Here is a 25,212-nt window from a genome sequence, read left to right as displayed (position 1 = left end):
CGATCGGTTTACACAGGAAAACGAATGCAAGCAGAAGAAGTACTCAAAATTGTCCAGGATGTGCTGGATGATAAGAAAGGCAAGTTTATCACCACGATCGATGTGCGCGGCAAGACCAGTTTTACCGACTACATGGTGCTGGTCACCGGTACCTCGGATCGTCACCTGAAGGCTTTGTGCGATTATGTGGCCGAGAAACTGGCCGAATCCGACGTGAAGCCGTTGGGGATCGAAGGGGATTTAGGCTCGGACTGGGTCTTGCTGGACTTGGGCGATGTGATCGTGCATGCGATGACCGCGCAGTCGCGCGAGTTTTACCAGCTCGAGAAGCTCTGGTCGGTGGATCGGTCCATGGAAGCCGGAAGAGCGGTTTAGTGGGGGGTTCCCTAACTGCGTCGATGCAGTTAGGGAGGGATCCGGGGCTTTATTTCATCATCTCTTTCTTGAAGATCGCATCGATCTTGCGGTTGGTGTCGGTCGGATACTGCACCGGTGGCGGCACCGGGGCAGGTGCTGGTGCGGCGACAGGCGCAGCGGCTTGCGGGGCAGGCGGAGGCGCGACCTCAGGCTGTGTTGGCTCCTCATGTAGCCTCATCACCTCGCCGTAGACGGTATCGACATCAAAATCGTCCCAAATATACAGAGGATAAATGATCGGTTTGGTCGCGAGCGGCAGGGTGACCAAATCGGCGATGCCGACGCCCATGCGCCCCGCGGTGTGAACCATGCCTTTCGCCAAGCCGCCGATAAAGCCGTAGATGATATTGCTTTGATTGGTGGTGTTGATGACGTTTTTCGGCATTTCGAGCCATCCGGTCGCAATATTCGCGAAACTGTTCAGTGCTTTTTCGCTGACGCGGTCGCCATAACTCTGCGGTCTTGCCGGTATCCGCGGCGCCGGGGCATCAATATCCCACTCCTGCGACATCGGCTTGGCCTGTGTCAGTGGCGCATAGGCGACGGTCATGCCTATGAGCGACAAGGCGGCAAAAAAACGGGAAAAAGTCATCATATCTGATCCTGTTGCTAGGTATTGAAAATACCTAGCTAGTATAGCAGAGCTTTTTTTCTTTACTTTTTGAATGCGTTTGCCAGCGCATTCGCCATCGCGCCGCGCATCGGCGGTGCGGGCGGGGCGGATTTTCCTGGCGCTTTGCGCGGATTCGCCTCGCCTTTAGGCGCGTGCGTCACTTCCGCATCCGACTTCATCGACAACGCGATCCGTTGACGCTGGACATCCACTTCGACTACCTTGACTTCGACGATGTCGCCGGCTTTCACGACATCGCGCGGGTCTTTGATGAAACTGTCAGCCAGGTGCGAAATATGCACCAGGCCGTCCTGATGCACGCCAATATCGACGAAGGCGCCGAAGTTGGCGACATTGGTCACCACGCCGTTTAAGCGCATGCCGGGGACAAGATCGGTGATCTTTTCGACGCCGGCCTTGAATTGAACGCTCTTGAATTCAGGGCGCGGATCGCGTCCGGGTTTTTCGAGTTCGCGCAGAATGTCGGTCACGGTCGGCAGGCCGAATTTTTCATTGGTGTAGCGCGCAGGATCCAGTCGTCTCAGGATTTGCGACTGGCCGATCAGGTCGCGGATCGATTTGCCGGTGTCTTTTAAGATCGCTTCGACGACCGGATAGGCTTCCGGGTGCACCGCGGAGGCGTCCAAGGGATTGTCGCCGTTGGTGATGCGCAGGAAGCCGGCGGCCTGTTCATAGGCCTTGTCGCCGAGGCGCGGCACTTTTTTCAGCTGGGCGCGGTTCGGGAACGAGCCATGCTCGTTCCGGTAGGCGACGATGTTTTCACTGACGCTTTGCGACAATCCGGACACCTGTTTCAACAGCGCGGCGGAGGCGGTATTCGCATCGACGCCGACCGCGTTTACGCAGTCCTCGACGACCGCATCCAGGCCGCGCGCGAGTTGCACCTGATTCACGTCGTGCTGATACTGGCCGACGCCGATCGCTTTCGGTTCGATCTTGACCAGTTCGGCCAGGGGATCCTGCAGGCGCCGGGCGATCGAGACCGCGCCGCGCAGCGAGACGTCAAGGCCGGGGAATTCTTTCGCGGCCAGTTCGGACGCCGAGTACACCGATGCTCCGGCCTCGGAGACGACGATTTTGCTGAATTTCAGATCCGGGTGCCCTTTCTGCAAATCGGCGACCAGTTGATCGGTTTCGCGCGAACCGGTGCCGTTGCCGATGCTGACCAATTGCACCTGATGTTGGGCGACCAATTTGGCCAGCGTCGCGATCGATTCCTGCCAGGCCTGCCGGGGCGGGTGCGGATAGATCGTGTCGGTCGCCAGCAGTTTGCCGGTCGCGTCGACGACCGCGACCTTCACGCCGGTGCGGATGCCGGGGTCGAGTCCCATCGTGGACTTGTGGCCGGCCGGGGCGGCCAAGAGCAGGTCGCGCAAATTGCTCGAGAAGACCCGGATCGCTTCCTGCTCGGCGGCTTCCCTGACCCGCATCTTCAAGTCCAGGTCGATGCGGGTATACAGTTTGATTTTCCAGGCCAGGCGCGCGGTTTCGGCCAGCCAGGCATCGGCCGGCCTGGCGATATCGGCGACGCCGAGCCGTTTCGCGGTAAATTGCGCGCAAAGCTCATGTTCCTGCTGTTCCTCCGGGGCCGGTTTCAGGGTCAAGGTCAACACATCCTCGTTACGGCCGCGTAACAAGGCCAGCGCCCGGTGCGACGGAATTTTCTGGATCGCTTCCTGATAATCGAAATAGTCGCGGAATTTGCTCGCTTCCTGTTCCTTGCCCGGCGTCACGGTCGCGTGCAGAATGCCCTTGCCCCAGGTCCGCTCGCGCAGTTCCGAAAGCAGTTCGGCGTCTTCGGACAACCGCTCCATGATGATCTGGCGCGCGCCTTCGAGTGCCGCGGCGCTGTCCGCGACGCCTTTTCCCGCATCGATAAAGCCGGCGGCGCATTGCTCGGGAATCAGGCTGCGGTCGGCCAGGATCGCATCGGCCAACGGCTCCAGTCCCGCTTCGCGCGCGATTTGCGCCTTCGTGCGCCGACGCGGCTTGTAGGGCAGGTACAAGTCTTCGAGCAGCGTCTTGGTATCGGCGCCATTGATCGCCTGTTCCAGTTCCGGTGTCAGTTTTTCCTGCGCGCGGATGCTGTCGAGAATCGTCGCGCGCCGATCGTTCAGTTCGCGTAAATAGATCAGGCGCTCGTCAAGCGTTCGCAGCTGCGTATCATCAAGGCCTCCGGTCACTTCCTTGCGGTAGCGCGCGATGAAGGGCACGGTCGCGCCTTCATCGAGCAAGGCGACGGCGGCGCTGACTTGCCTGCTGTTGACGGATAATTCTTCGGCGATGCGTTTAATGACGTCCATTGGGGAGTGCTATTGTGTTCAAAGCGGTAAATTTTATCAGCAAGCCACCTCCGGTGGGTGAGGAAATTTTTTATCGGCGGCTTTCGGGCGTTTTTATAGCGTCAGAAAAAATGTTAATGGCAAGTGTCGTTGCGAGAATGCTGCCTTATAGCATCCTTAATTCGGCATTGCGGTGGTAATTTGTTATAATCAGCCGCAAGAGCAAAGCGAGTCAACAGCGGAGCAAGTCGATGCAAACGTGCCAAGAACCTATGGCGCCGAGGCTTGTCGAAATTCAGAGAAAAACGCAGGGAAGCCCTTGGATAGTGGCTGAAAAATCACTACGCTTAGAACTGATTTAATAACAGAGGTAACATCGCGCCTTGAGCGTGATCCGGCGATGCAAAACAAAAGACGAATTTTACCCCGGATAGTGCTGTTGGGACTGTCGGCAGGTTTGCTGATAGTTGGAATCGTGGTCGTCAAGTTTGTGCGCGAAGAAGTCGAAACTTCGCGGTATCAGGCGCGCTATCTTTCCGGCATCAGCAAACAACTCAGCTTTAAAGTCGAAAAAGGCCCGAGTTCGTCGATACGCTATCCCGAGTACGGTCCGTACGATCAGCGCATGGGCTATACCTTGCTGCCCGAGGCCGTTGATAAAATGACCAAGGGCGGCTTTTCGGTGACGGCCCAGGCGGTTTCGTCGCCGATGCTGACGCAATTGATCGATGACGGCTTGTTTGCGATTTACCATGAAAAAACGCAGGCCGGCCTTAAAATATTCGATCAGACCCATCAGCTGATATTCAGCAATACCTATCCCAATCACGGCTACCCTAATTTCGAGGCCATCCCGCCGTTAGTCCTCTATACCCTGCTGTTCATCGAAAACCGCGAATTGCTGAATGAGTCGAAGGTGACCGTGAACCCTGCCGTCGAGTGGGACCGCCTGGGTTATGCAAGCCTGCAGATGGTTGCCCACAAGCTGGGCGTGGACAAGAACGTTCCCGGCGGCAGCACGCTGGCGACCCAGATCGAAAAATACCGGCATTCTCCGAACGGTTATACCAATTCGGTCGTCGACAAATTCCGGCAGATGGGATCGGCTTCGATCCGCGCTTATCTGAGGGGGGCTGACACCCGTGAAATGCGCCGCGAGATCGCGCTGTCCTATCTGAATTCGATGCCGCTTTCGGCCGCGCCTAAAGTCGGCGAAGTGCACGGCCTGGGTGATGGGCTTGCGGCCTGGTTTGGCGCGAATTTCGATGACGTGAATAATTTGCTGCGCGCGGCCGCGCAAAATTCCGCCGAAAGCATTACCGATCAGCAGGCGATTGCCTACCGGCAGGTGCTCTGCATTCTGCTGTCGCAAAGGCGCCCGTCCTATTTCATGGGGTCGGGTTATAACGCCCTGCAAACATTGGCGAACAGTTATCTGCGGCTACTGGCCGATGCGGGGGTGATCTCCGCGGCGTTGCGCGATCGGGCCTTGCAGGCCGAAACCGTCAAACCGCTGCCGGTCGATTCGATGCCGACGCAATTCGTGTCCGAGAAAAAGACGCAAGCCGTATTGCGCACCCGCTTGGCGCAAGCGTTGAACGTCAAAACGATTTATGATCTTGACCGGCTGGATTTAACGGTCAAAACCACGATCGATTACAACACCCAGCAAGCCGTGGCGGCCGAGCTGCGCAAGCTCAGCGATCCCGAGGAGGCGCGTGCGGCCGGAGCCTTTGGCGAGCGGCGGCTGAATGAAAATGTCGATCTGTCGCGCGTCGTTTACAGCTTGATGCTGTTTGAAAAAACGCCGAAAGGCAACTTTCTGCGCGTACAAACCGACAATCTGGATCAGCCCCTGGACATCAACGAAGGGATTCGTCTGGACTTGGGCTCCACTTCAAAATTGCGCACGATGGTGCTGTATTTGCAACTGGTTGCCGAGATTTATCAGCAATATCAAGGCAAGCCGGCGGCAGAATTGAACAAGGTGGCGCTGCATCCCAGAGACTATCTGAGTGAATGGGTGATTACCCAACTGAAGGCGCAGCCCAACATCGATTTGCAAACCTTATTGGATCAGGCGCTTGAGCGCAAATACTCGGCCGGTCCGGGCGAGTACTTCTTTACCGGCGGCGGCCTGCACCATTTCAATAATTTCAAGCACAGCGATGACTATCAGATCATGTCGGTGCGTCATGCGTTGCGCGACTCGGTCAACCTGGTGTTCATTCGCCTGATGCGCGATATCGTTTACCACTATCAATATAAACCTGACGGCGTGGCGCGTTGGCTCGACGACCCGGAAAGCCCGAAACGCCAGGAATATCTGGAGCGGTTTGCCGACCGGGAAGGGCAGGTCTATCTCGGCCGCTTTTATGCGAAGGCGCAAGGCAAAAGCGCGAAAGAGCGCCTGGACATGCTGACTCAAAGGGTATGGCTCAAATCGTCCCGGCTGACGATGCTGTACCGCGCGATCTATCCGGATCATGACGTTGATCAACTGAACAAATTTTTGCGCGCGCATCTGCCGAAGCAGATTATCGACAAGGAAGACATCTACTCGCTTTACGACAAATATTCGCCGGAAAACTTCGATCTTCAGGATCAGGGCTACATCACCAAAATCCATCCGCTCGAATTGTGGCTGGCCGGTTATCTTGCGAAACACCCGCAAGCGACCCGCGAGGAAGCGGTTGCGGCCAGCGCCCAGCAACGCCTGGATGTGTACCGCTGGCTGTTGAAAAACAAAAAGAAAAAGGCCGGACAGCAGCACCGCATCATGAGCATGCTCGAAGCGGAGGCTTTTCAGCAAATTCATAAAGCCTGGAAGCAGGTCGGTTATCCATTCGGCAGGCTGACGCCGTCTTATGCGACCTCGATCGGCGCCTCCGGCGACCGGCCGGCCGCGCTGGCCGAGCTGGTCGGCATCATCTTGAATGACGGCGTCAGAATGCCGACCGTTCGCTTTGAAAACCTGCACTTCGCGGAAGGCACGCCTTACGAGACGGTTTTGGATAAAACCCCGAACGAAGGTCAACGCGTCTTTCCACCCGAAGTCGCGATAGCTGCCAGAAGCGCGATGCTCGGCGTGGTTGACGGCGGTACCGCTGGGCGTCTCAAAGATGTTTATACCGACAGTGAAGGCAAATTCATCCCGGTGGGCGGAAAGACCGGCACCGGCGATCACCGCAAGGAGATGTTCAACGCGCGCGGCCATATGATCGGCTCGCAATTCATCAGCCGCGCGGCCGTGTTTACTTTCTTCATGGGCGATCGCTATTTCGGCGTGTTTACCGCCTATGTCGCGGGCAAGGACGCCGGAAAATACAATTTCACCAGTTCGCTGCCGGTGCAGATTGTCAGATTTTTAAAACCCACCCTGACGCCATTGCTGAACCGGCCTGCGGGCGGCGGCAACACCTTGTCCGAGCCGAAAATGGCCTTGGCTTCCGGCCAATAAGCAGTCCCAACGGGCGGCGCTTCTCCACTCGACTTGACGGGCTGCGAATCCGGAATCGAATTCGCAGCCTCCGGCAATCGTCTGATGAAAATCCCAAGCGTCATGTCCTTGTTGCTGATTTATTTACTGATGCTGCTGGCGGCGTTTCTGTTGCAGCGCAAAATGATGTACTTTCCGGCCCGGTTTACTGTCGAGCAGCAGGATCAATGGCTGAACGATTTGAACCTGCAACCCTGGCCGTCCGGCGGCGAGCGGCGCGGCATGATCAGCCGGTCGCCGCTCGAAAATCCGAAAGGCACGGTGCTGGTTTTTCACGGTAATGCGGGCGCCGCGCTGCACCGGGCTTATTATATTGAGGCCTTGCAGCGTTTGGGTTACCGGGTGCTCATCGCCGAGTATCCGGGCTATGGCGCGCGGGACGGCTCGCCATCGGAAGCGGCGTTGATCGAGGACGGGATTGCGACCGCGAAAAGGATAGTCGAAACGTATAAGGAGCCGCTATTCCTATGCGGCGAGTCGCTGGGCAGCGGCGTCGTGGCGGGCATCGTCGCCTCGGGGCAAGTACAGGTGAAGGGGCTGCTGTTGATCGCGCCGTTCGACGCGATGGCGAAGGTTGCGCAGCATCATTACTGGTTTTTGCTCGCGCGCTGGCTGATTTTGGACAAGTTCGACAATGTGCCGCGGCTGCGCGATTTCAAAGGCCCGATCGCGGTGATCCTGGCCGGGCGGGATGAGGTGATTCCTAACCGTAATACGCTGGCATTGTTCGAGGCGTTGCCCGCGAAAAAAAAGCTCTGGCGTTTTGACGACGCGGGACACAATAGTCTGCCTTTGGAGCCCTGGCAGCCGTGGTGGCAGGAAGCGATGCAGTTTATCGCGCAGTGATCTCTTTACTGTAAACTCGCCATATCGATCACAAAGCGGTAGCGCACGTCGCTTTTCAAAGTGCGTTCGTAAGCTTCGTTGATGTTTTGTATCGGAATCACTTCCACATCGGCCGCGACGCCGTGTTCGGCGCAAAAGTCGAGCATCTCCTGGGTTTCGCGAATGCCGCCGATCAATGATCCGGCCAGACGCCGTCGCCCCATCACCAAAGGCCCTGCGGCCAGCGGCGTAGGCTCGGGCAAGCCGATCAGCACCATCGTGCCGTCGCGGCGCAGCAGGCTCAGGTAGGCATTGTAATCGTGCTGGGCCGACACCGTATCGAGGATGAAACTGAAGCGGCCTGCGTTCTGCGCGAAAGCCTCCGCATCGCGCAGCACGATAAAATTGTCCGCGCCGAGCCTGAAAGCATCTTCGCGCTTGCCCGGCGAATGGCTCAACATGGTCACATGCGCGCCGAGCGCCTTACCGAGCTTGACCGCCATATGGCCCAGGCCGCCGAGACCGACGATCGCGATCCTGTCGTTGCGCTGTACGCCGAAATGACGCAGCGGCGAATACGTCGTGATGCCCGCGCATAAGAGCGGCGCCGCGCGTTCCAGGGGGATGCCGTCCGGGATTTTTAAGACATAGGATTCATCGACGGTAATGCGCGTCGAATAACCTCCATAAGTTGGCGTGATGCGATCCTGTTCACGGCTGTTGTAGGTAAAACTCGCGCCCGCATGACAATACTGCTCTTCGCCGGCTTCACAGGCTTCGCATTGCCGGCATGAATCGACAAAGCAGCCGACGCCGACCGTATCGCCGACCTGCCAGCGGCCGACCTCGCTGCCGATTTGCGCGACGACACCGATGATCTCATGCCCCGGCACCATCGGATAAATCGACCCGCCCCATTCGTTACGCGCCTGATGAATATCCGAATGGCAGACGCCGCAATACAGAATATCGATCAACACGTCATGCGCGCCGGGCTCGCGGCGCTCGACCGTAAACGGAGCCAAGGGCGATGCGGCGTCGGTTGCGGCGTAAACAGATGTTTTGATCATCGTGGCTTCTGTGGGTGATTTATTTTCTTTCAATTTGAGGTTAAACGGCTAATCAAAGTCCGCCATCAATCCGCAAAATCATAAACCTTGTAGTGATCAACCAAAGGCTTCAACACTTCATGAATCACTTTGTGATGTTCCGGATTTTTCGAATAATTCTCCAGCGCTTCCTTGTTCTCAAACGTCGCGGAAATCGCAATATCGAAGCTGTCATCGACCGCCGGGCTCGTCGTTTCGCGTTTGAGTCCGGCGACAGGCCCGATGTCGTAACTTAAAACGCCCGGCAATTTGGACAGCCGTTTGCTGCCTTCGATATATTTCCGGCGCGCTTCCGGATCGCCGTGCTGTTTCAGCCAGATCACCACGAGATGATGCACCTTGCCGCCCGAAGCGCCGGCAGGTTGTTCGGCGTAAGCGGCATTGCCAAGACTTAATGCAGCCAACAGTAATAGCCCTTGTTTCAAGTGAGTTGTTTTCATGGGTCAGTCCTCCGGTGAATAAAAACGGTTTTATGACCGCCAAGTGTACCAGAAAATTCAGTTGCTTCTATTTGAAATGCCGGCGTGAGAATGTCGCTAAAACCGGCTATGATAGCAGCCTGGAAAGGTATTCTTGATGGACTGACGATATGCAAAAACTCCCCCAAATCCTCTACCGTGCCGCCCAGGTCAGAGAGCTGGACCGAATTGCGATCGAAGCATTCGGCATTCCCGGCTATCAATTGATGTGCAAGGCCGGCGGCGCGGTGTTCGAATGCATAACCGCAAAATGGCCGGAGGCGCAGTCGCTGGCGGTGTTTTGCGGCAGCGGCAATAATGCGGGAGACGGTTATGTGATTGCGCGGCTGGCGCTTGATGCCGGGCTAGAATCTCAGGCGGTCAGTGTCGGTGATCCCGAAAAACTGAAAGGCGATGCATTGACCGTTTACCGGGATTATGTCCAGGCCGGGGGCCGGGTGACTGCATTTGAGCCGGGGCAGGTGATCAAGGCCGATTTGTTGGTCGATGCATTGCTCGGCACCGGCCTGGATCGGCCGGTGACAGGGCTTTACGCGGACACGATCGAGGCGATCAATCGCTCCGGATTGCCCGTCGTTGCGGTCGATATTCCCTCAGGCCTACATGCCGATACCGGCAACGCGATGGGCTGTGCGGTCAAGGCCGATTGCACGGTGACCTTTATCGGGCTGAAACAGGGGCTGTTTACCGGTCAGGCGGCCGAGTATGTCGGCGAGATTGTTTATGATGCATTGGCGGTGCCGGATGAGGTGTTTGCTTCGGTTAAATCCAGCGTGTTTCGCGTTATACAAAAGCCTATGATGCCGCGCCCGCGCTGTGCGCATAAGGGCTGCATGGGGCATGTGCTGGTCGTCGGCGGCGATCTCGGCTATTCTGGCGCGGCGCGCATGGCGGGCGAGGCGGGGTTGCGGGTCGGCGCGGGCCTGGTCAGCATCGCGACGCGTAAGGAGCATGCCGGTTTGATGAATCTGAACCGGCCGGAGTTGATGTGCAGCGGCGTTGAAAGAGGTACGGGTCTAACTCCTTTGTTAGACAAGGCCGATGTTGTGGTGCTGGGACCTGGGTTGGGGCAGGGCGCCTGGGGCAAGGAAATGTTCAGTGCCGTGCTGGAATCAGACAAGCCGATCGTGCTCGATGCGGACGGGTTGAATTTATTGGCCGTATCTCCGCTCAGCAAACCGAACTGGGTTTTGACGCCGCATCCCGGCGAGGCAGGACGCTTGCTTAGCTGCCCCACGCCATCCGTGCAGCAGGATCGTTTCGCGGCGGCATCTGCGATCCGCGCGGCTTACGGCGGTATCGCGGTATTGAAAGGTGCGGGGACTTTGATTGCAAGCGCATCACAAATCGGGGTGTCGACGACCGGTAATCCCGGCATGGCCTCGGGCGGTATGGGCGATGTGTTGTCCGGCGTGATCGCGGGATTAATCGCGCAAGGCCTCGATTTACAGGAGGCGGCCGAACAGGGTGTGTTTTTGCACGGCCGCGCCGCCGATCTGGCGGCCGCGAAGAACGGCGAACGCGGCCTGCTCGCGACCGATTTATTGCCCTTTTTGAGACAGTTGGTGAATTGATGCAACGCTATTTAGAATCCACGGAAGCAACCGAGCAGTTCGGCGCGGAGTTGTGGCGCCTGTTGCCGGCGAAATGTTTGGTGTTTCTATATGGCGACCTGGGCGCGGGCAAGACCACGCTGGTCCGCGGTTTTTTACAGGCGGCGGGTCATCTCGGCGCGGTGAAGAGCCCGACTTATACGCTGGTCGAAGAATACCAGATCGGCGGCCGGAAAGTTTATCATTTCGATCTCTACCGCCTGGCCGATCCGGAAGAGCTGGAATGGATCGGCATTCGCGATTATCTGGACGACGAAGCCGTCTGTATCTTCGAGTGGCCCGAAATGGGCGAGGGGATGTTGCCGGCGGCGGATTTGGCTATCCGCTTATGCGTGCAGGACGCAGGACGGCTGATTAGCGTCGATATTTTTGCGGAGCGGTTAAAAAACTTGTGCGCAAACGCTTTTGACGAGGTTGCCATCGCGCGCAACAAATAATACAATTCCAATAAGTTTTTTGGGGCGTAAAATCAGGCTTTTGGCCGGGTAGGGTTTACCTTCAGTCGCCGAAGTGGCGCGAAAGCTCAATTCCTTATTTCGGAGCCATACTGAAATGGCGAAAACCAAGGCAGTTTAATAGCTTGCGATTTTAATGGTCGGGTAGAGAATTTTTCTATCGGTTGATAGAAGATGTCGCTAAGGAGAGGAAATGCAGATAGTCTTGATTTTTGATGTCCATAATTACGGAGTAATTATGGTGCCGAGGAGAGGACTTGAACCTCCACGAGCTTGCGCCCACTAGCACCTGAAGCTAGCGTGTCTACCAATTTCACCACCTCGGCAGGCGATGTGTTATCTCAGTTGATTTGCACATTATACGTGCCGATTTTGAGGTTGTCAAACAAATTTAAAATTTTTTTACTGGCTTCCGATAAAACGTGCGTCATTTCAGGCGCCGACGCAGAGATTTTTGCGCCAACGCCGCGAGTTTTTTTAATCTCCAGGCCTGGAAGCGTGTATCATATATCAACATGTTGAGCAATCAAGTTTTTATCCTGGATTTTTTCGATGCCGCCAAATCTTCGGGGCAAGCGTTCAATCCACTCATCCCATCCAAGTTATTTATTCATTTCTAAATGCCGTCAAAGTCAAAAAAAGTCGCTGACTTCACTTTAACCCACGACCCCTACGCCGAACGCGAAGCCGAAAAATATCAGCGTCCGATTCCGAGCCGCGAACTGATCCTGCAATACATCGAGCATGCCGGCAAGCCGCTCAAGCGTGCGGAAATTGCCGAAGCTTTCGCGCTGAGCGACGACGAGCAACTGGAAGCGCTGCGCCGGCGTCTCCGGGCGATGGAAAGAGACGGACAATTATTGTTCAACCGCGGACAGAAATACTGTCTGGTCAATAACAAGGATTTGATCGTCGGGCGTATTCTCGGACATCCGGACGGCTATGGCTTCCTGCGCCCCGACGACGGTTCGGATGATCTGTATCTGTCGCCGCGCGAGATGAACGCGCTGCTGCATAACGACCGCGCGATGGTGCGCATTGCCGGTCTCGATAAAAAAGGCCGCCGAGAAGGCGCGGTGGTCGAAATTCTGGAGCGCAATACGCAGCAGGTCGTCGGCCGTTTTGTGAAGGACGGCTTTTTCTATGTCGTGCCCGATAACAAAAATATCGCGCAGAGCGTGCTGATTTCGCAAGGCCACTTCGGTGCGGCGAAACCCGGCCAGATCGTGATCGCCGAAATCCTCGAGCAGCCGACCAAGGTCCGGCAGCCGATCGGCCGTGTGATTGAAGTGCTTGGCGATCATCTGGCGCCCGGCATGGAAATCGAAATGGCGATTCGCTCTTATGGCTTACCTTACCAATGGCCGGAAGCGCTACTCGAAGAAATCCAGTCATTCAGCGAGGAGGTGCCGGAAGCGGCCAAGCAAAACCGGGTCGATTTGCGCAATACGCCGCTGGTCACGATCGATGGCGAGGACGCGCGCGACTTTGACGATGCGGTGTTTTGCAAAAAAACCTCGAAAGGCTGGAAACTCCTGGTCGCGATCGCGGACGTTTCGCATTATGTTCAAGTCAGCACGGCGCTCGATCAGGAGGCGAAAAACCGCAGCACGTCGGTGTATTTTCCGGAAAAAGTGATCCCGATGCTGCCGGAGATTTTGTCGAACGGACTCTGCTCATTGAATCCGCATGTCGACCGGCTGTGCATGGTCTGCGAGCTATTGATCGATGGTCAGGGGCACGTGGTCCGATCGAGCTTCTTCGAAGGCGTGATGCGCTCGCATGCACGGCTGACCTATACCGAAGTTTCGAAGATGCTGGTCGAGAATGACAAAGCCCTTTCCAACAAACATAAGGTGCTTCTGCCGCATCTTAAGGAGCTGTATGCCTTGTATCAGGCGATGCGCCTCAGCCGCGAAGAGCGCGGCGCGATGGATTTCGATACCCAGGAAACGCGGATCATTTTCGGCAAGGAGCGTAAAATCGACCGCATCGTGCCGCTGGTGCGCAACGACGCGCATAAACTGATCGAAGAGTTCATGATCGCGGCGAACATGGCGGCGGCGCGTTTTTTGAACAAGAAAAAAATTCCCAAACTGCTGCGCATTCACGAAGGCCCCAGTGCGGACAAATTGCTGGCGCTGCAAACTTTTCTCGGCGAAGTCGGCTTGAAGCTGGGCGGCGGCCTAAAGCCGACGCCGCTCGATTACATGCACCTGATGCAGTCGATCAAGGAGCGGTCCGATGCGCATCTGATTCAAACCGTGCTGCTGCGCTCGATGTCGCAGGCCGTTTACAGTCCCGATATAAAAGGCCATTTCGGTTTGGCGCTAGAAGAATACGCGCATTTCACCTCGCCAATCCGCCGTTATCCCGACCTGCTCGTGCACCGCGGTATCCGCCACGCCTTGCAGGGCAAAAAACCGGAAAGTTTCGTTTATAGCCATCCCGATATGGTATTGCTCGGCGAGCATTGCTCCGCGAACGAGCGGCGCGCCGACGATGCGACCCGTGACGTGGTGCTCTGGCTCAAATGCGAGTACATGATGGATAAGATCGGCGAGGAGTTTTCCGGCTTGATCTCGGCGGTTACCTCGTTCGGTTTTTTCGTCGAACTCGAAGAGATTTATGTCGAAGGCCTCGTGCATATCAGCAATCTGGGCCAGGATTATTTCCATTTCGATCCGGTCAGCCGCCAGCTCCGCGGCGAGCGCACCAACACGGTGTTCCGCTTGGGCGACAGCGTCAAGATCCAGGTCGTGCGCGTTGACTTGGATGAAAAGAAGATTGATTTTGAATTGATCCAAAAACGCAGTGCGGCTGCCAAGACGAAGTCTCGCAGCAGGTCGCGGCAAAGGAAGAAAAAGACATAAGCCAAGCTTTCGGCGCTCCCCTGTGGCGTGTGGGAATGCCGGAGACCTGCCAGGTTTTTAAAACCTGGCAGGTCTGGACGTCATATGGGGCCTCGGAACGAAAGAGGATGCACAACCCGCCCCTGACGAAACCCTTTACAGTCCCGCCACCCGTGTGTCGTTCGGCGTATATTGCTTGAAGTAGCTGCGCACGCCTTTGAAAATCGCCGTCGCAATAGTCGACTGATGATCCGTGCTATTCAGTTTACGCTCTTCGCCCGGATTGGAAATAAACGCCGTCTCGACCAGGATAGATGGAATGTCCGGTGATTTCAGCACCAAAAAACCCGCTTGCTGCACGGTCGTAAAATGCAGGCCGCCAATGTTTTGAAAACTTTTCAGCACATGCTTGGCGACATTGCTGCTAGCCTCCAGCGTCGCGGTTTGCGATAAGTCCAGCAGCACCGACGCCAGCACCTCTTCCTTGTCGTCAAGGCGGACGCCGCCGACCAGATCGGCCGCGTTTTCGCTGTTGGCAAGCCAGCGCGCCGCTTCGCTCGAAGCGCCGCGGTTGGACAGCGTAAATACCGATGCGCCTTTCACATCGGCTTTCTGATAGGCGTCGGCATGCACCGAAACAAACAAATCGGCATTGGCGGCGCGGGCAATCTCCATGCGTTTTCTGAGATCGACATAATAATCGCCTTTACGCACCAACACCGCGCGCATACCCTTTTGGCTATTGATCAGCGCCGCCAGTTTTTTGGCGATCGCGAGCACCACGCGCTTCTCTTCGGTGCCTCCGGGGCCATGCGCGCCCGGATCTTCGCCGCCATGTCCTGCATCGATCGCAACCACGATGTTTCTGCCGCTACGTTCGGCCGGCAACGTTTCTTTGGCCGGATTACCGCCTTTCTTTGTGACTTTTTGCAGGGCGGATGCCTTCGTTTCGGTTTTAGCCGCGCGCGCGATCGGCTTTTCCGAAGCGGCATCGCCAGCGGAGAGTGGGCCTTTATCGGTCAGATCGACGACCAGGCGGTGGCCATACATCTTGTTCGGATTCAGCGTGAAACTTTCATAACCGACCTGTCTTTTCAGGTTGGCCACGATTCTTAGGACTTTCTGTTTCTGGCTCGCGCGGATGCTGGAAAAAAAAGGATGCGAAGCCGGCGGCTGCGACAGCTTTCCCTTCAGGCGCGCGTTGTCAATATCGATCACCAGCCGGTCGGGCTGGTTGACCCATGAAATGTTATGCGCGGGAATGGCAGACACGTCTATCATCATTCGGCTTTGTTTCGCCGAACTCCAGAAATGCAATGAGTTGACATTCACCGGTTCCGCCAGGACGAGGCTGGAAAAAAGTTGTAACGCCAGCAAAAAGAATAAGTTAGCGAAATGTCTCATGGCCGCCGCCCAAATCAATGATAATTTCGTTTAAATTATAGCAATATGTACTTGTTTTACATAGACGTAAACAAAAATTATTTAGAGAAAATTAAATGCCCGGTTGGGATGCGGCATCTTGGGGAATGGAGCGGACGGAGCGGTGAAAGAAGGCGCTGAAGATCAAGCCTATTCACATAGGCCTGCAAGTCCATGGATTTTATCGGAAATCGGTTCGCCGGGCAGGTGTAAAGACAAATATGGACATAAAAAAGGGCGTTTAAACGCCCTTTTTGGGGTTATGCCGCGGGTTTAAAATTCCCGCCATGTTGAGGGGGAACTTTCCATCACAACGACCGATTTCGGCTCGGCCGTGTAATGCTTGCGTTTATGTTTGGTCTGGTCCTTGGGATCGATCGCGTCGTGCGGGGACGTTTTGGAGGTGTCGATCGCCAGGTGCCAGCTCATGTGTTTAAGCGGCGGCAGTTCCATTTCGACCTTGCTGTCCGACATGTTCAACATCACATGCAGATGCCCGCTGCCTTCGCTGGCGGCGGCCAGTGTGAACGCCAGCACACGCGCTTCCGGGTCGTACCAGTTCGGTTGGTCGATCCGCGCGCCGTGCCAGGAAATATCGGGCAAGTTGTTTTCGTTGTGTTTCTGGCCACTCAGGAAGCGGCGGCGCATCAACGACGGATTGCGTTTGCGCAGGGCGATCATGCGCTGCACGAAGCGCATGATCTCGCGCTTGCCAGCGCTGATATTCCAGTCGAACCAAGTCAATTCGTTATTTTGGCACCAGCCGTTATTGTTGCCGTGCTGGGTTTTCAGCAGTTCGTCGCCGGCCAGAAACATCGGTACGCCCTGACTCAGCAGCAAAATCGCAAACGCGTTTTTGACCTGTTTGATCCGAAACTCGTTGACATCCGGGTTGTCGGTCGGTCCTTCGATGCCGCAATTCCAGCTCAAGTTATGGTTGCAGCCGTCGCGGTTGCTTTCGCCGTTCGCCAGGTTGTGCTTGTCGTTGTAGCTGAACAGGTCGAGCAGGGTAAAGCCGTCGTGGCAGGTGATGAAATTGATGCTGTTGATCGGCAGACGCCCTTCGGGATGGTAGAGGTCGCTGCTGCCGCACAGGCGCGTCGCCAGATCGCCGATCAGACCTTTTTCGCCGCGCAGGAAGCGCCGCACCGCGTCGCGGTAGATGCCGTTCCATTCGGCCCAGCGGTAGCCCGGAAAACTGCCGACCTGGTACAAACCGGCCGCGTCCCAGGCTTCGGCGATCAGTTTGGTTCTGGCCAGCTTCTCGGATAATTCGATCGCCCACAATACCGGCGGATCACGCAGCGGCATGCCGCCTTCGCCGCGCGCCATCGCGCTGGCCAGGTCGAAGCGGAAGCCGTCGACATGCATGTTCTCGACCCAGTATTCGAGACAGTCGACGATAAAATTGGATACGAAAGGGTGATTCGCGTTGACCGTGTTGCCGCAGCCGGTATAGTCGCGGAATATGGTCTTGTTCAAGGAATCGATGTGGTAATAAATTTCGCTGTCGATGCCCTTGAAATTGATGATCGGCCCGCCTGTGCCGCCTTCCGCGGTGTGATTGAACACCACGTCCAGAATCACGCCGATGCCTGCCTTGTGCAGGGCCTTGACCAGATCGCGAAACTCCTGGATATGTGTGCCTTGTTCCGGCGTCACGCAGTAGCTTGGATGCGGGCTATAAAAACTGTGCGTGCTGTAGCCCCAGTAATTCGACAGGCCCAGATCCGCGGTGCCGGACGGTACGTCCTGTTCGTCGAACGCCATCACCGGCAGCAATTCGACATGCGTGATGCCGAGTTCTTTCAGGTAAGGAATTTTCTCGATCAGGCCGGCAAAGGTGCCCGGATGTTTGACTCCGGCGCTGTGATGACGGGTAAAGCCGCCCACGTTCAATTCATAAATGATCGCGTTCTCGCTGCGTATCGCCAACGCCACGTCGCCTTCCCAGTCATAATGGTCATCGATCACCATGCTGCGCATCGAGGTGCGGATATTGTCGCCCGGCAAACAGGCGGCCTTCCGGTCCCAAAGTTTCTGGCTGACCGCGCGCGCGCACGGATCGAGCAAATGTTTGTCCTTGTCGAACATCTGTCCCGATTGCGGAGTATTGTTCGGGCCGTCCATCCTCCAGGTGTACCAGACACCGGCCGGCAACTTTTCGACAAAGACATGCCACGCGTAAAAGGTCCGGTTTACTTGCGTTTGCAACGTGATCGACTGAAACGGCTCCAGGCTTTCGGCGGTTTCAAACAGCAACAACTCAACGGCTGTCGCATGACGGCTGAAAATCGAAAAATTGACGCCGTTTGGATTCGCCGTCGCGCCGGCGGGATAAGGATAACCTGTCTTGATATTATAAATTTCGGCCAACGAACTTTTCCTTCTATCGAATTTGCATTAACGCCATGCTCTTTTAACCGGCGAGCGCGGATGCGGACGGCGTTATTTGTACTTTGTGAGATAAATTAGGATATTTCCTTTTGCTAATGCATAAGGCAACTCGGCCCTCGCCAAATTCAGTATAAGCAAAAAACAAACCTAATGAGATTAAATTAGTGTGAAAGCAGAGGCGAGGGCGGGAATGGGTGCCTGTAAGCATAAATCTACACGGATTGTGCTGGCTTGGCAACGGGAGGAGTAATTCAGCGTACAGGAAATGGGTGTAAGCGGGTGGGCGTACAAGATTTTGGTCAGATGATTCGCCGGACGTCAGTCTCAGCCATTTTGGGCGGGACTCTCTTCTTGATAATGTTTGCAGACAGCTTTAACTTTGGCGCACCAGCCATCCGTTTCGGTTGAAAGCTCTCCGCTTGCATTGCAACGCGCTGCCGTGACACCTCGACGCAACCGCAGTAAAGCCGCGTCAAGCGTTTTGATGTCTGATGGGTTCGTGTTAATTCACGCAGTACGTTGGGGAAGGTGGAGAGAGACTGCATAATATTTTAACCTTTTTGTTCTAATTAGAACAAAAATAATAATCTTAATCCTCAATAACCTCAAGTTTTTTACCGTCATGTGGCTTGGTCAGCAACGGTGATTAGTTGAACGCCGACGCTGGAAAATAACCCGAAAGCGTACAGATTTGGCCTCGTAAATGCGATCTTGCGGTGAGGTCATGCGGCAGAAGTTTGGCATTGTTTTCGTGATTTTCGGCAACCTTTGCCGGTGCTGCGGCTTAAAGCGTGCGCAGTTCAACGTCAAGCCAATGCACGCGCAGGATGTCATTAAAGCAACATAAATAATTGAAATATATTGGTTAAATTCATATGGTGCGGTAAAGGTGCGGAGTGCGTAGGGGAGACTTTTAAAAAATATTGTTTTTATTAGAACAAATATAGTTCTTATTAGTACATATTCTGCTAGAATTTCACCGTACTTAGCGATTAACCCGAATCCGGCTTACACAAAGCTCATTTCAATCGCTATGTAAACAGACTCTATTTATCTACTCCGAGGTTTACCTTATGAACACATTCAAAAAAATTCTGGCTTCTTTCGTTATCACTGCGGCGTCATCCAGCGCTTTTGCGGTCGCAAATCCAACGTATGAAGATGTTAAAGTGGCTATCGATACGACGCTAGCAAAAGTCGAAGAAGCGATTACGGCCCTGAACAATGGCACCGACAACGAGGCGGTGGGCAAGATAGTTTCCGACGCCCGCCAAACGCAAAAAGATATCGCTAATAATGTGCTCGATGTGAAACGCAACCGGGCCAGTGGCGTCTTGAATCAAGCGCGTAACGCACTGAAGAACAACGATGTGCAGGCGGCCAAGGAATCGTTAACCGATGCAGCCAACCGCTATAAGGAAATTCAACAAATCTATGCCTCTTCCCACTAAGCTGGCCATGGCTGTACCTAACAAGCCAGCCAATTTAAGCTCATCAACACCCCTTATTCGTGATTTACGGATAAGGGTTTTGATGTTGGTAGCAGGCAGATTCGGTCGGTTTTGAGAAATACAGAAGTTACTAATACAGCAATAGTCCGGTCTATAGAAATTATGTTAATCTTGTAAACCAGGATTTATTGCTGTATGAGGTATTCAATCGGTGCCGAATTTTGCAAAATGCGTTTTTCAACAGCAGGTTAAGCTTCCGAAAATACAGTCATTCCATAACAAAATTAACGTTTGAACAAAGTGTCATTAAGTTTGCGAGAGGTGCTGCGCCACAGATACGATAATTTGCTTCGATTGTTGGCATGCCTGCCTCGGATTGTCAGTGTTGCGGCGATACCAACAGTGCTGGTATTGACCGCTTGCGTGTCGCCGAGCGCCGCGCAATGGGATGAACCCTCTTTGTCGGCTCCGCCCGCCCCCGCCGTTGACTGGCATGATGACACGATCACAGCCGGCATTCAGCAACTCCCACTATCCAGCCGTTCGCTTGAAGAAAGCCAGATCGATACCCTGCAAATCTACGATCTGCCTGCGCTGGTCGATCTGGCCTTGCATGCGAATCCGGAAACCCGGGTGAGTTGGGAAGAGGCGAAAGCCGCCGCTGCCAGGCTCGAAAGGAATCGCAGCGCCTGGTATCCGACGCTGACGGCGATGGCGTTCGGGCAATATTTCAAAACCAGCTTCCCGATCCCCGGCGGCGCGTTGGTCAGCGATGGCCACTCCTCTTATGGCGGCCTGGATCTGGCGTGGACACTGTTCGATTTCGGACGCCGGGAAGCCCAGGTCGATGCGGGCGCAGAGCGTTTGAACGCCGCAAATTTTGCCTTCAACCGCAAACACCAGGAAATAGCCTATCGGGTTGCAAGCAGTTTTTTCGCTTATCAGGCGGCGGTGGCCAAGGTCACGGCGGCACAGCAAACCTTTGAGTCCGCCAGCGTCAGCTCGGCTTCGGTTCAGGCGAAACTCGGCAAGGGGCTGGCGACACGTCCCGATTTGCTGCTGGCGCTTCAGGAGCAGGCGAAATCCAGCTATGATCTCCAGGATGCCCGCGGTTCTGTGCTTCAGGCAAAGGCCGATCTGACGACGAACCTGGGCATCTCGCCTTCTTATACCCTGAAACTGATCGACCTGAGCAAGCTGCCGTTGCCGGCAGGCCTTGAGCCGTCGGTCGAAAAAATTGTCGATCAGGCCTTGGAGCAACGTCCCGATCTGATGGCGCGTCTTGCGGAATTGCGCGCGCGCGCAGCGGAAGTGAAGAAGGCCAGGGCCGAATTCTGGCCCAAGTTTTCCCTTGGCGGCACGATTGGCAATCAATACTGGGGAAATGTGCGCACAAATCCGCCCGGTAACGAGACCTATTCGGCCAGCAATCTGGTCGGCACCGCGATGCTGAACGTGGAATGGACCTTGTTCGACGGCTTTGAACGCAGCAATGCGGTGCACGAAGCGGAGGCCCGGAAAGAGGCTTCCAGGGCTGAGCTTGAAGCCTTGCGTCTGGAAATTATGCGCGATATCTGGAAAGCCTATGCCGATACCAAAACCGCGCTGGAAAAACGCGAGTTTGCGTTAGCCTTGTTGAAAGCCGCCGAAGAATCTTATGCCGCCACACAAGAGTCTTATACCCACGGATTTTCGACGGTGATAGAACTGCTGTCCGCGCAAAAGGATCTGGCGCGCGCCCGTTATACCGAAATCGATAGCCGCGCCACCTTGCTGCGATCCGCGGCAACCCTGGTTTATGCTTCCGGAGGGCAAAGCCGGGGAGATTTGAATACGGATGGCGAAGGGCTGGGTCGTAGCCTTCCCTAGCTGACTTTTGAAAACTCATTTATTGTAAAATCCGGCCCCGTTGAATACACCCTAAAATCAACCCTATGATATTACGAAAATTATTGAAGTTTTCCTCCATGCCCAGGCGCAAATGATGACGTTCCTGTCGAGTTTACGAAAAACGGCGGTTCCGGTTATTTCCGCGTTTTTTTTGACGGCTTGCGACCCGATGCTGAGTATTCAGGGTTCGTTCTGGCCTGCCTGGGTTATCTGTATTCTTGCCGGGCTGATGGCAAGCATGGTGCTGATGTGGCAATTGGTGCGGCACAGGCTGGCGCCGTATCTCGGGCCGCCGCTATTGATCGTGCCGAGCCTGTGGGCGTTGTGCACCTTTGTGATCTGGTTGTTATTTTACTCGACGTAAACACGGGCGCCGTTCATTATGGAAAACAGTCAAACCGATCATTACGATATAAACCTTAAACGCCGCATGACGCTCGGGCGTATCATCGGTGCATTAATCGTGCTGGGCGCGCTGATCACCGGAGCGCTGGCCTGGCGCATCAACTATCAGCACCCCCGCACCAACGATGCGATGGTAAGGGCCAACATCGTCGGCATCGCGCCCCAGGTGAGCGGCCGTATCGTGGAATTGCATGTCGAAGACAATCAATACGTCAAAAAGGGCGATTTGCTGTATGTGATCGATCCACGCCCCTATCAGGCCAAACTGGATCAGGCCAGGGCGGAATTGCTGCTGGCCGAAAAAGAAGTGGATTCACGGCGCGCCTCCAGCGGTTCCGCAGAGATTGCCATCGTGCGGCTCGAACACCAGCGCGCCGCTGCCGAGGCTGAAATCAACCGAATCGAGGCCGAGGATGAGTATCTGCATAACTATCTCGAACGCATTGAGCCATTGGCGGAGAAACAATACGTCACGGCGGATGAGCTCAAGCAGGCCCGTTCCAAGTACGCTGCCTCGCGTGCAGAGTTGGCGGATGCGCGGGCCAAGGAGCTTTCGGCCCGGAGCGCGATCGCCGAAGCCAAAAGCGAGAGCCGCCGCGCCGTGTCGTTAATTGCCCAGGTCGGTAACGTCAATGCCCACATCGAAGCGGCCAAGGCGGTCGTTGCCGCCGCCGAACTCGACGTGGAATACTGTTCGGTCAGGGCGCCTTTCGATGCCTATGTCACCAACCTGAACACCCGCGAAGGCGAATACGCCAAGATCGGAACACAGTTGTTCGCGCTGGTCGATGACCGCCACTGGTATGCGATCGCCAACTTCAAAGAAACGTATCTGCAATCCATCCGTCCCGGCCAGGACGCCGAAGTTTTTCTGGTTGGCTATCCGGGAAAACGCTTTAGCGGGGTGGTGACCGGTATCGGCTGGGCCAACTCTCCCGATAATACGAAGCAACAAGGCGTATTGCCGGAGGTTGAGCGCACCTTGCACTGGGTTGTCCTGGCATCGCGTTTTCCGGTGCGGATCGAGATAAAGGAACGCGACCCCGAGCATCCGCTGCGCATGGGTATGACCGCTTTTGTCACCGTTCTGGATCGTCCAGCCGAAATTCCTAAGGTTTCGCCGGCCAGTGAGGAGGGAGCCGGCAAAACCCGGATGCAGCAATGAACAACGGCGATACGCAGGACGCTTCGTTTTCGGACAAAAGTCGAAGCCGCCTTTGGTTCGGCACCGGCCTGACGCAATTCCTGACGGCTGAACTCAGCGATTTTCCAGGGCGGCGGGTCGCTGCATTTCGCCTGTTCATCGTGTCGCTGACCATTGCGCTAGTCAGCCAAGCCTTGCATGTGCCTCCGTTGGGGGCGATCGCGCTGCTGATCTGTCTGAGTTACGATGCCTATGCGAATGCCGGCCAATCGCTGGCATTCGGGATGCGTCAGCTGGGCTATATCATCGTCACCACTATCATATCGGTATTGACGCTGATGTTAGCCGGCAATGAGGCTTGGCTGCTCTTACCCTTGTCTTTCATCATCATGGCGGCCGCACTGTTTCATGCACGCCTGACCGCCTGGCCCACCGGCATTGCGCTATGGTATTCGGTGGCGGTGCTGTACAGCCCAAGCGCTCCCGATCAAGGCATCTACAACGCCTTGTGGAATATCCCGATCATTGGCGTGCTGGCTATCGGCTCCTGGACGGTGGTGCACCTGATCATTAAGCCGCAAGACCCGCAGAAGCTGCTGAAGGCGAGCATAGCTGAGCAACTGATGGCGGTGGAATCTATTTTGAGTACGCGCCTGGCCGACAGCGGCGTGACGATCCATGACCGGGTCATCGCGAAACTGTCGAGCCCCGGCAGCTTCGGCAAAGTGATGGGTTTGCTGGCCAATGCGGAACTGATACATCCTTCCACGCATAAACGGCATGATACCTACCTTGCCCTTCTGCTTGAAATCGACGGCCTGCGGCAACTGGCCCTCTGGCTGGACCAGGTGTTGACGGTGGAGTATCGCGCTCAACCGATGAATCAGGAAAAATTAAATGTCTACCTGGCTTTGCAAAGCGCCTGCGCAACGCTACGGCAAGGCGTGGAAAAATCGCGCGATGTTTCCGGGCAAATAGAGACGCTGCTATCCGATGACGTGCTGCACCGTTATTCGCTGCAAACTCACCCTTCGCTGTTAACCTCCATTTGGCGCGCGCTCCAACGGATCGCCGGGTTGCTGCATGACTTGCATGAGCCTGCGCCTGAAATTAAAACCCTAGCCGCTGAAACCGATGATAATGAAACCGAGGGCTGGTTTCCAGCCTGGTTTGGCTATGACTTCTGGGCTGCGCATGCCGACAGCCTGCAATTCGGAATCAAATTTTCGCTCGGTGCGATACTCTGCACGTTGATCATCGAAAGCCTGGACTGGCCGGGCATCAATACCGCCATACCCACCTGTCTGGTCGCCGCACAAACCAGCCTCGGCGCCGACTACAGGCTCTCGCTATTGCGTTTGTCGGGGGCGGCCCTGGGCGGGCTCTGCGCCTATTTTTATGTACTGGTATTCCAGTCCCAGCTCGACACCATCGCCGGCTTTGCGCTGGCGACGGCCCCGTTCTGGGCCATGGCGGCCTGGATTTCCTCCGGCAGCGAACGGATCGCTTATATGGGCAGGCAACTCGGGTTTTCGTTCGCGCTGTTCGTCTTGCATGATTTTGGTCCGGTCGCGGATCTCGATCTGCCGCGTGACCGGGTTATAGGCATTTTGCTCGGTGTGATCGTGATGGGAGTACTCGACTATGCGCTATGGCCGCGGCGTTCGATCGTGCTGGCCCGCCACCATGGCGCCGCGGCATTACACACACTCGCCAAGCTCACAACCCGGCTGCCGGAATTGAGCCTATTGCTCAAGCATACGCTGCCATTGCGCCTGGCCGCAGAAAAAGATCTGGCTGCAGCGCAGGATTTGGTGGTTCACGCCATACTGGAGCCGGATGCAAGAGTGATCGACAAAGCCAACGAAAGAAAAGCGCTGAGCGCGATGATTGAAGCCGCCGGAAACCTGTCCGGCTTGCTACAGATTCGGCGCCGCTATCGCTTGCTGAGCGGTCAACAATTCAGCAGTTTTCCTGATGAACTGCAACAACATAGCCGTGCTTTCGATGCAGCGCTGGCAAGCGCCCTGGAGAATGCGGCGCAGGTGCTGCAAGGTGAGCCGCAGGAGATCAGGACGGAGGCGGCCGACATCTATGCTCTATTGAAACAAAGCTACACGGAACACCATCGCATCGACAGCTTGCCTGCCGACCTGGCGATGGAATGGGAACTGCGCTTCATGCTGGACCAGCAAATCATCGAGCGGGTAGAGCTCATCCAGAAAAGTGCTCTGGATACTGTTTCCTATCGTCCGAAAGCCGGCTTGACCATTGACGAGTGGAACATTTCCGGTCATTCCAATGACGGGTAAATCGGAGAGTCTATCGATCGTCGCCA

17 protein-coding genes and 1 tRNA gene are annotated in these 25,212 nt (G+C 55.7%); 11 read left to right on the top strand and 7 right to left on the bottom strand.

The window, feature by feature from the left end:
* Positions 1-24: 24 nt before the first annotated feature.
* Positions 25-375, top strand: a complete 351-nt coding sequence (gene rsfS / locus METLA_RS0106090; RefSeq protein WP_024297697.1) for a ribosome silencing factor — start codon at positions 25-27, stop codon at positions 373-375.
* A gap of 49 nt (positions 376-424) precedes the next feature.
* Here rsfS and METLA_RS0106085 read toward each other — a convergent pair whose 3' ends face one another.
* Complete coding sequence (locus tag METLA_RS0106085; RefSeq protein WP_024297696.1) at positions 425-1,012, bottom strand: exosortase system-associated protein, TIGR04073 family; 588 nt, start codon at positions 1,010-1,012, stop codon at positions 425-427.
* Between the two features lie 59 nt (positions 1,013-1,071).
* Positions 1,072-3,354, bottom strand: coding sequence for a Tex family protein (locus METLA_RS0106080; RefSeq protein ID WP_024297695.1), 2,283 nt, complete (start codon positions 3,352-3,354; stop codon positions 1,072-1,074).
* A gap of 379 nt (positions 3,355-3,733) precedes the next feature.
* On the opposite strand from METLA_RS0106080, the gene METLA_RS0106075 reads away from it, so the two are divergent.
* Positions 3,734-6,793 carry a transglycosylase domain-containing protein gene (locus METLA_RS0106075; RefSeq protein ID WP_024297694.1) on the top strand — a complete coding sequence of 1,020 codons (3,060 nt, stop codon included), beginning with the start codon at positions 3,734-3,736 and terminating at the stop codon, positions 6,791-6,793.
* Positions 6,794-6,877: 84 nt separating this feature from the next.
* The gene (locus METLA_RS0106070) at positions 6,878-7,678 is read left to right on the top strand and encodes an alpha/beta hydrolase (protein WP_024297693.1); all 801 of its coding nucleotides are present in this window, start codon (positions 6,878-6,880) and stop codon (positions 7,676-7,678) included.
* Between the two features lie 5 nt (positions 7,679-7,683).
* On the opposite strand, the gene METLA_RS0106065 is transcribed toward METLA_RS0106070, so the two are convergent.
* Complete coding sequence (locus METLA_RS0106065) at positions 7,684-8,727, bottom strand: NAD(P)-dependent alcohol dehydrogenase (RefSeq protein WP_024297692.1); 1,044 nt, start codon at positions 8,725-8,727, stop codon at positions 7,684-7,686.
* A gap of 65 nt (positions 8,728-8,792) precedes the next feature.
* Complete coding sequence (locus tag METLA_RS0106060; RefSeq protein WP_024297691.1) at positions 8,793-9,206, bottom strand: Dabb family protein; 414 nt, start codon at positions 9,204-9,206, stop codon at positions 8,793-8,795.
* Positions 9,207-9,355: 149 nt separating this feature from the next.
* On the opposite strand from METLA_RS0106060, the gene METLA_RS0106055 reads away from it, so the two are divergent.
* Positions 9,356-10,819: a bifunctional ADP-dependent NAD(P)H-hydrate dehydratase/NAD(P)H-hydrate epimerase gene (locus tag METLA_RS0106055; protein WP_024297690.1), complete on the top strand. Its 1,464-nt coding sequence runs from the start codon at positions 9,356-9,358 to the stop codon at positions 10,817-10,819.
* Positions 10,819-11,295: a tRNA (adenosine(37)-N6)-threonylcarbamoyltransferase complex ATPase subunit type 1 TsaE gene (gene tsaE / locus METLA_RS0106050; protein ID WP_024297689.1), complete on the top strand. Its 477-nt coding sequence runs from the start codon at positions 10,819-10,821 to the stop codon at positions 11,293-11,295. The genes METLA_RS0106055 and tsaE overlap by 1 nt, the downstream gene beginning before the upstream one ends.
* Before the next feature lie 257 nt (positions 11,296-11,552).
* Here the strand turns inward: tsaE and METLA_RS0106045 are convergent.
* Positions 11,553-11,639: transfer RNA gene (locus METLA_RS0106045), tRNA-Leu, on the bottom strand.
* Positions 11,640-11,933: 294 nt separating this feature from the next.
* On the opposite strand from METLA_RS0106045, the gene rnr reads away from it, so the two are divergent.
* Positions 11,934-14,186 (top strand): ribonuclease R, encoded by a 2,253-nt coding sequence (gene rnr / locus METLA_RS0106030; protein WP_024297687.1) that lies wholly within the window; start codon positions 11,934-11,936, stop codon positions 14,184-14,186.
* A gap of 135 nt (positions 14,187-14,321) precedes the next feature.
* Here rnr and METLA_RS0106025 read toward each other — a convergent pair whose 3' ends face one another.
* The gene (locus tag METLA_RS0106025) at positions 14,322-15,569 is read right to left on the bottom strand and encodes an N-acetylmuramoyl-L-alanine amidase (RefSeq protein ID WP_024297686.1); all 1,248 of its coding nucleotides are present in this window, start codon (positions 15,567-15,569) and stop codon (positions 14,322-14,324) included.
* 291 nt (positions 15,570-15,860) lie between these two features.
* Entirely contained in the window at positions 15,861-17,963 is a 2,103-nt protein-coding gene (gene glgX / locus METLA_RS0106020; RefSeq protein ID WP_024297685.1) for a glycogen debranching protein GlgX, read from the bottom strand.
* 1,094 nt (positions 17,964-19,057) lie between these two features.
* On the opposite strand from glgX, the gene METLA_RS0106010 reads away from it, so the two are divergent.
* From METLA_RS0106010 to METLA_RS0105990, 5 genes are all read left to right on the top strand, one after another.
* Positions 19,058-19,435, top strand: a complete 378-nt coding sequence (locus METLA_RS0106010; RefSeq protein WP_024297684.1) for a hypothetical protein — start codon at positions 19,058-19,060, stop codon at positions 19,433-19,435.
* A gap of 402 nt (positions 19,436-19,837) precedes the next feature.
* Complete coding sequence (locus METLA_RS0106005; RefSeq protein ID WP_024297683.1) at positions 19,838-21,304, top strand: TolC family protein; 1,467 nt, start codon at positions 19,838-19,840, stop codon at positions 21,302-21,304.
* Between the two features lie 115 nt (positions 21,305-21,419).
* A complete protein-coding gene (locus tag METLA_RS0106000; RefSeq protein ID WP_024297682.1) occupies positions 21,420-21,689 on the top strand; it encodes a YtcA family lipoprotein in 270 nt (89 codons plus the stop codon).
* Between the two features lie 18 nt (positions 21,690-21,707).
* Positions 21,708-22,895 (top strand): HlyD family secretion protein, encoded by a 1,188-nt coding sequence (locus tag METLA_RS0105995; protein ID WP_024297681.1) that lies wholly within the window; start codon positions 21,708-21,710, stop codon positions 22,893-22,895.
* Complete coding sequence (locus tag METLA_RS0105990) at positions 22,892-25,186, top strand: FUSC family protein (RefSeq protein WP_024297680.1); 2,295 nt, start codon at positions 22,892-22,894, stop codon at positions 25,184-25,186. The genes METLA_RS0105995 and METLA_RS0105990 overlap by 4 nt, the downstream gene beginning before the upstream one ends.
* The last annotated feature ends 26 nt before the right edge of the window (positions 25,187-25,212 follow it).

It is taken from the genome of Methylomicrobium lacus LW14 (assembly GCF_000527095.1).
GTDB classification, from domain to species: Bacteria; Pseudomonadota; Gammaproteobacteria; order Methylococcales; family Methylomonadaceae; genus Methylomicrobium; species Methylomicrobium lacus.
Note: the sequence above shows the minus strand (reverse complement) of the source record. Positions and strands in the feature narration are given on the sequence as shown.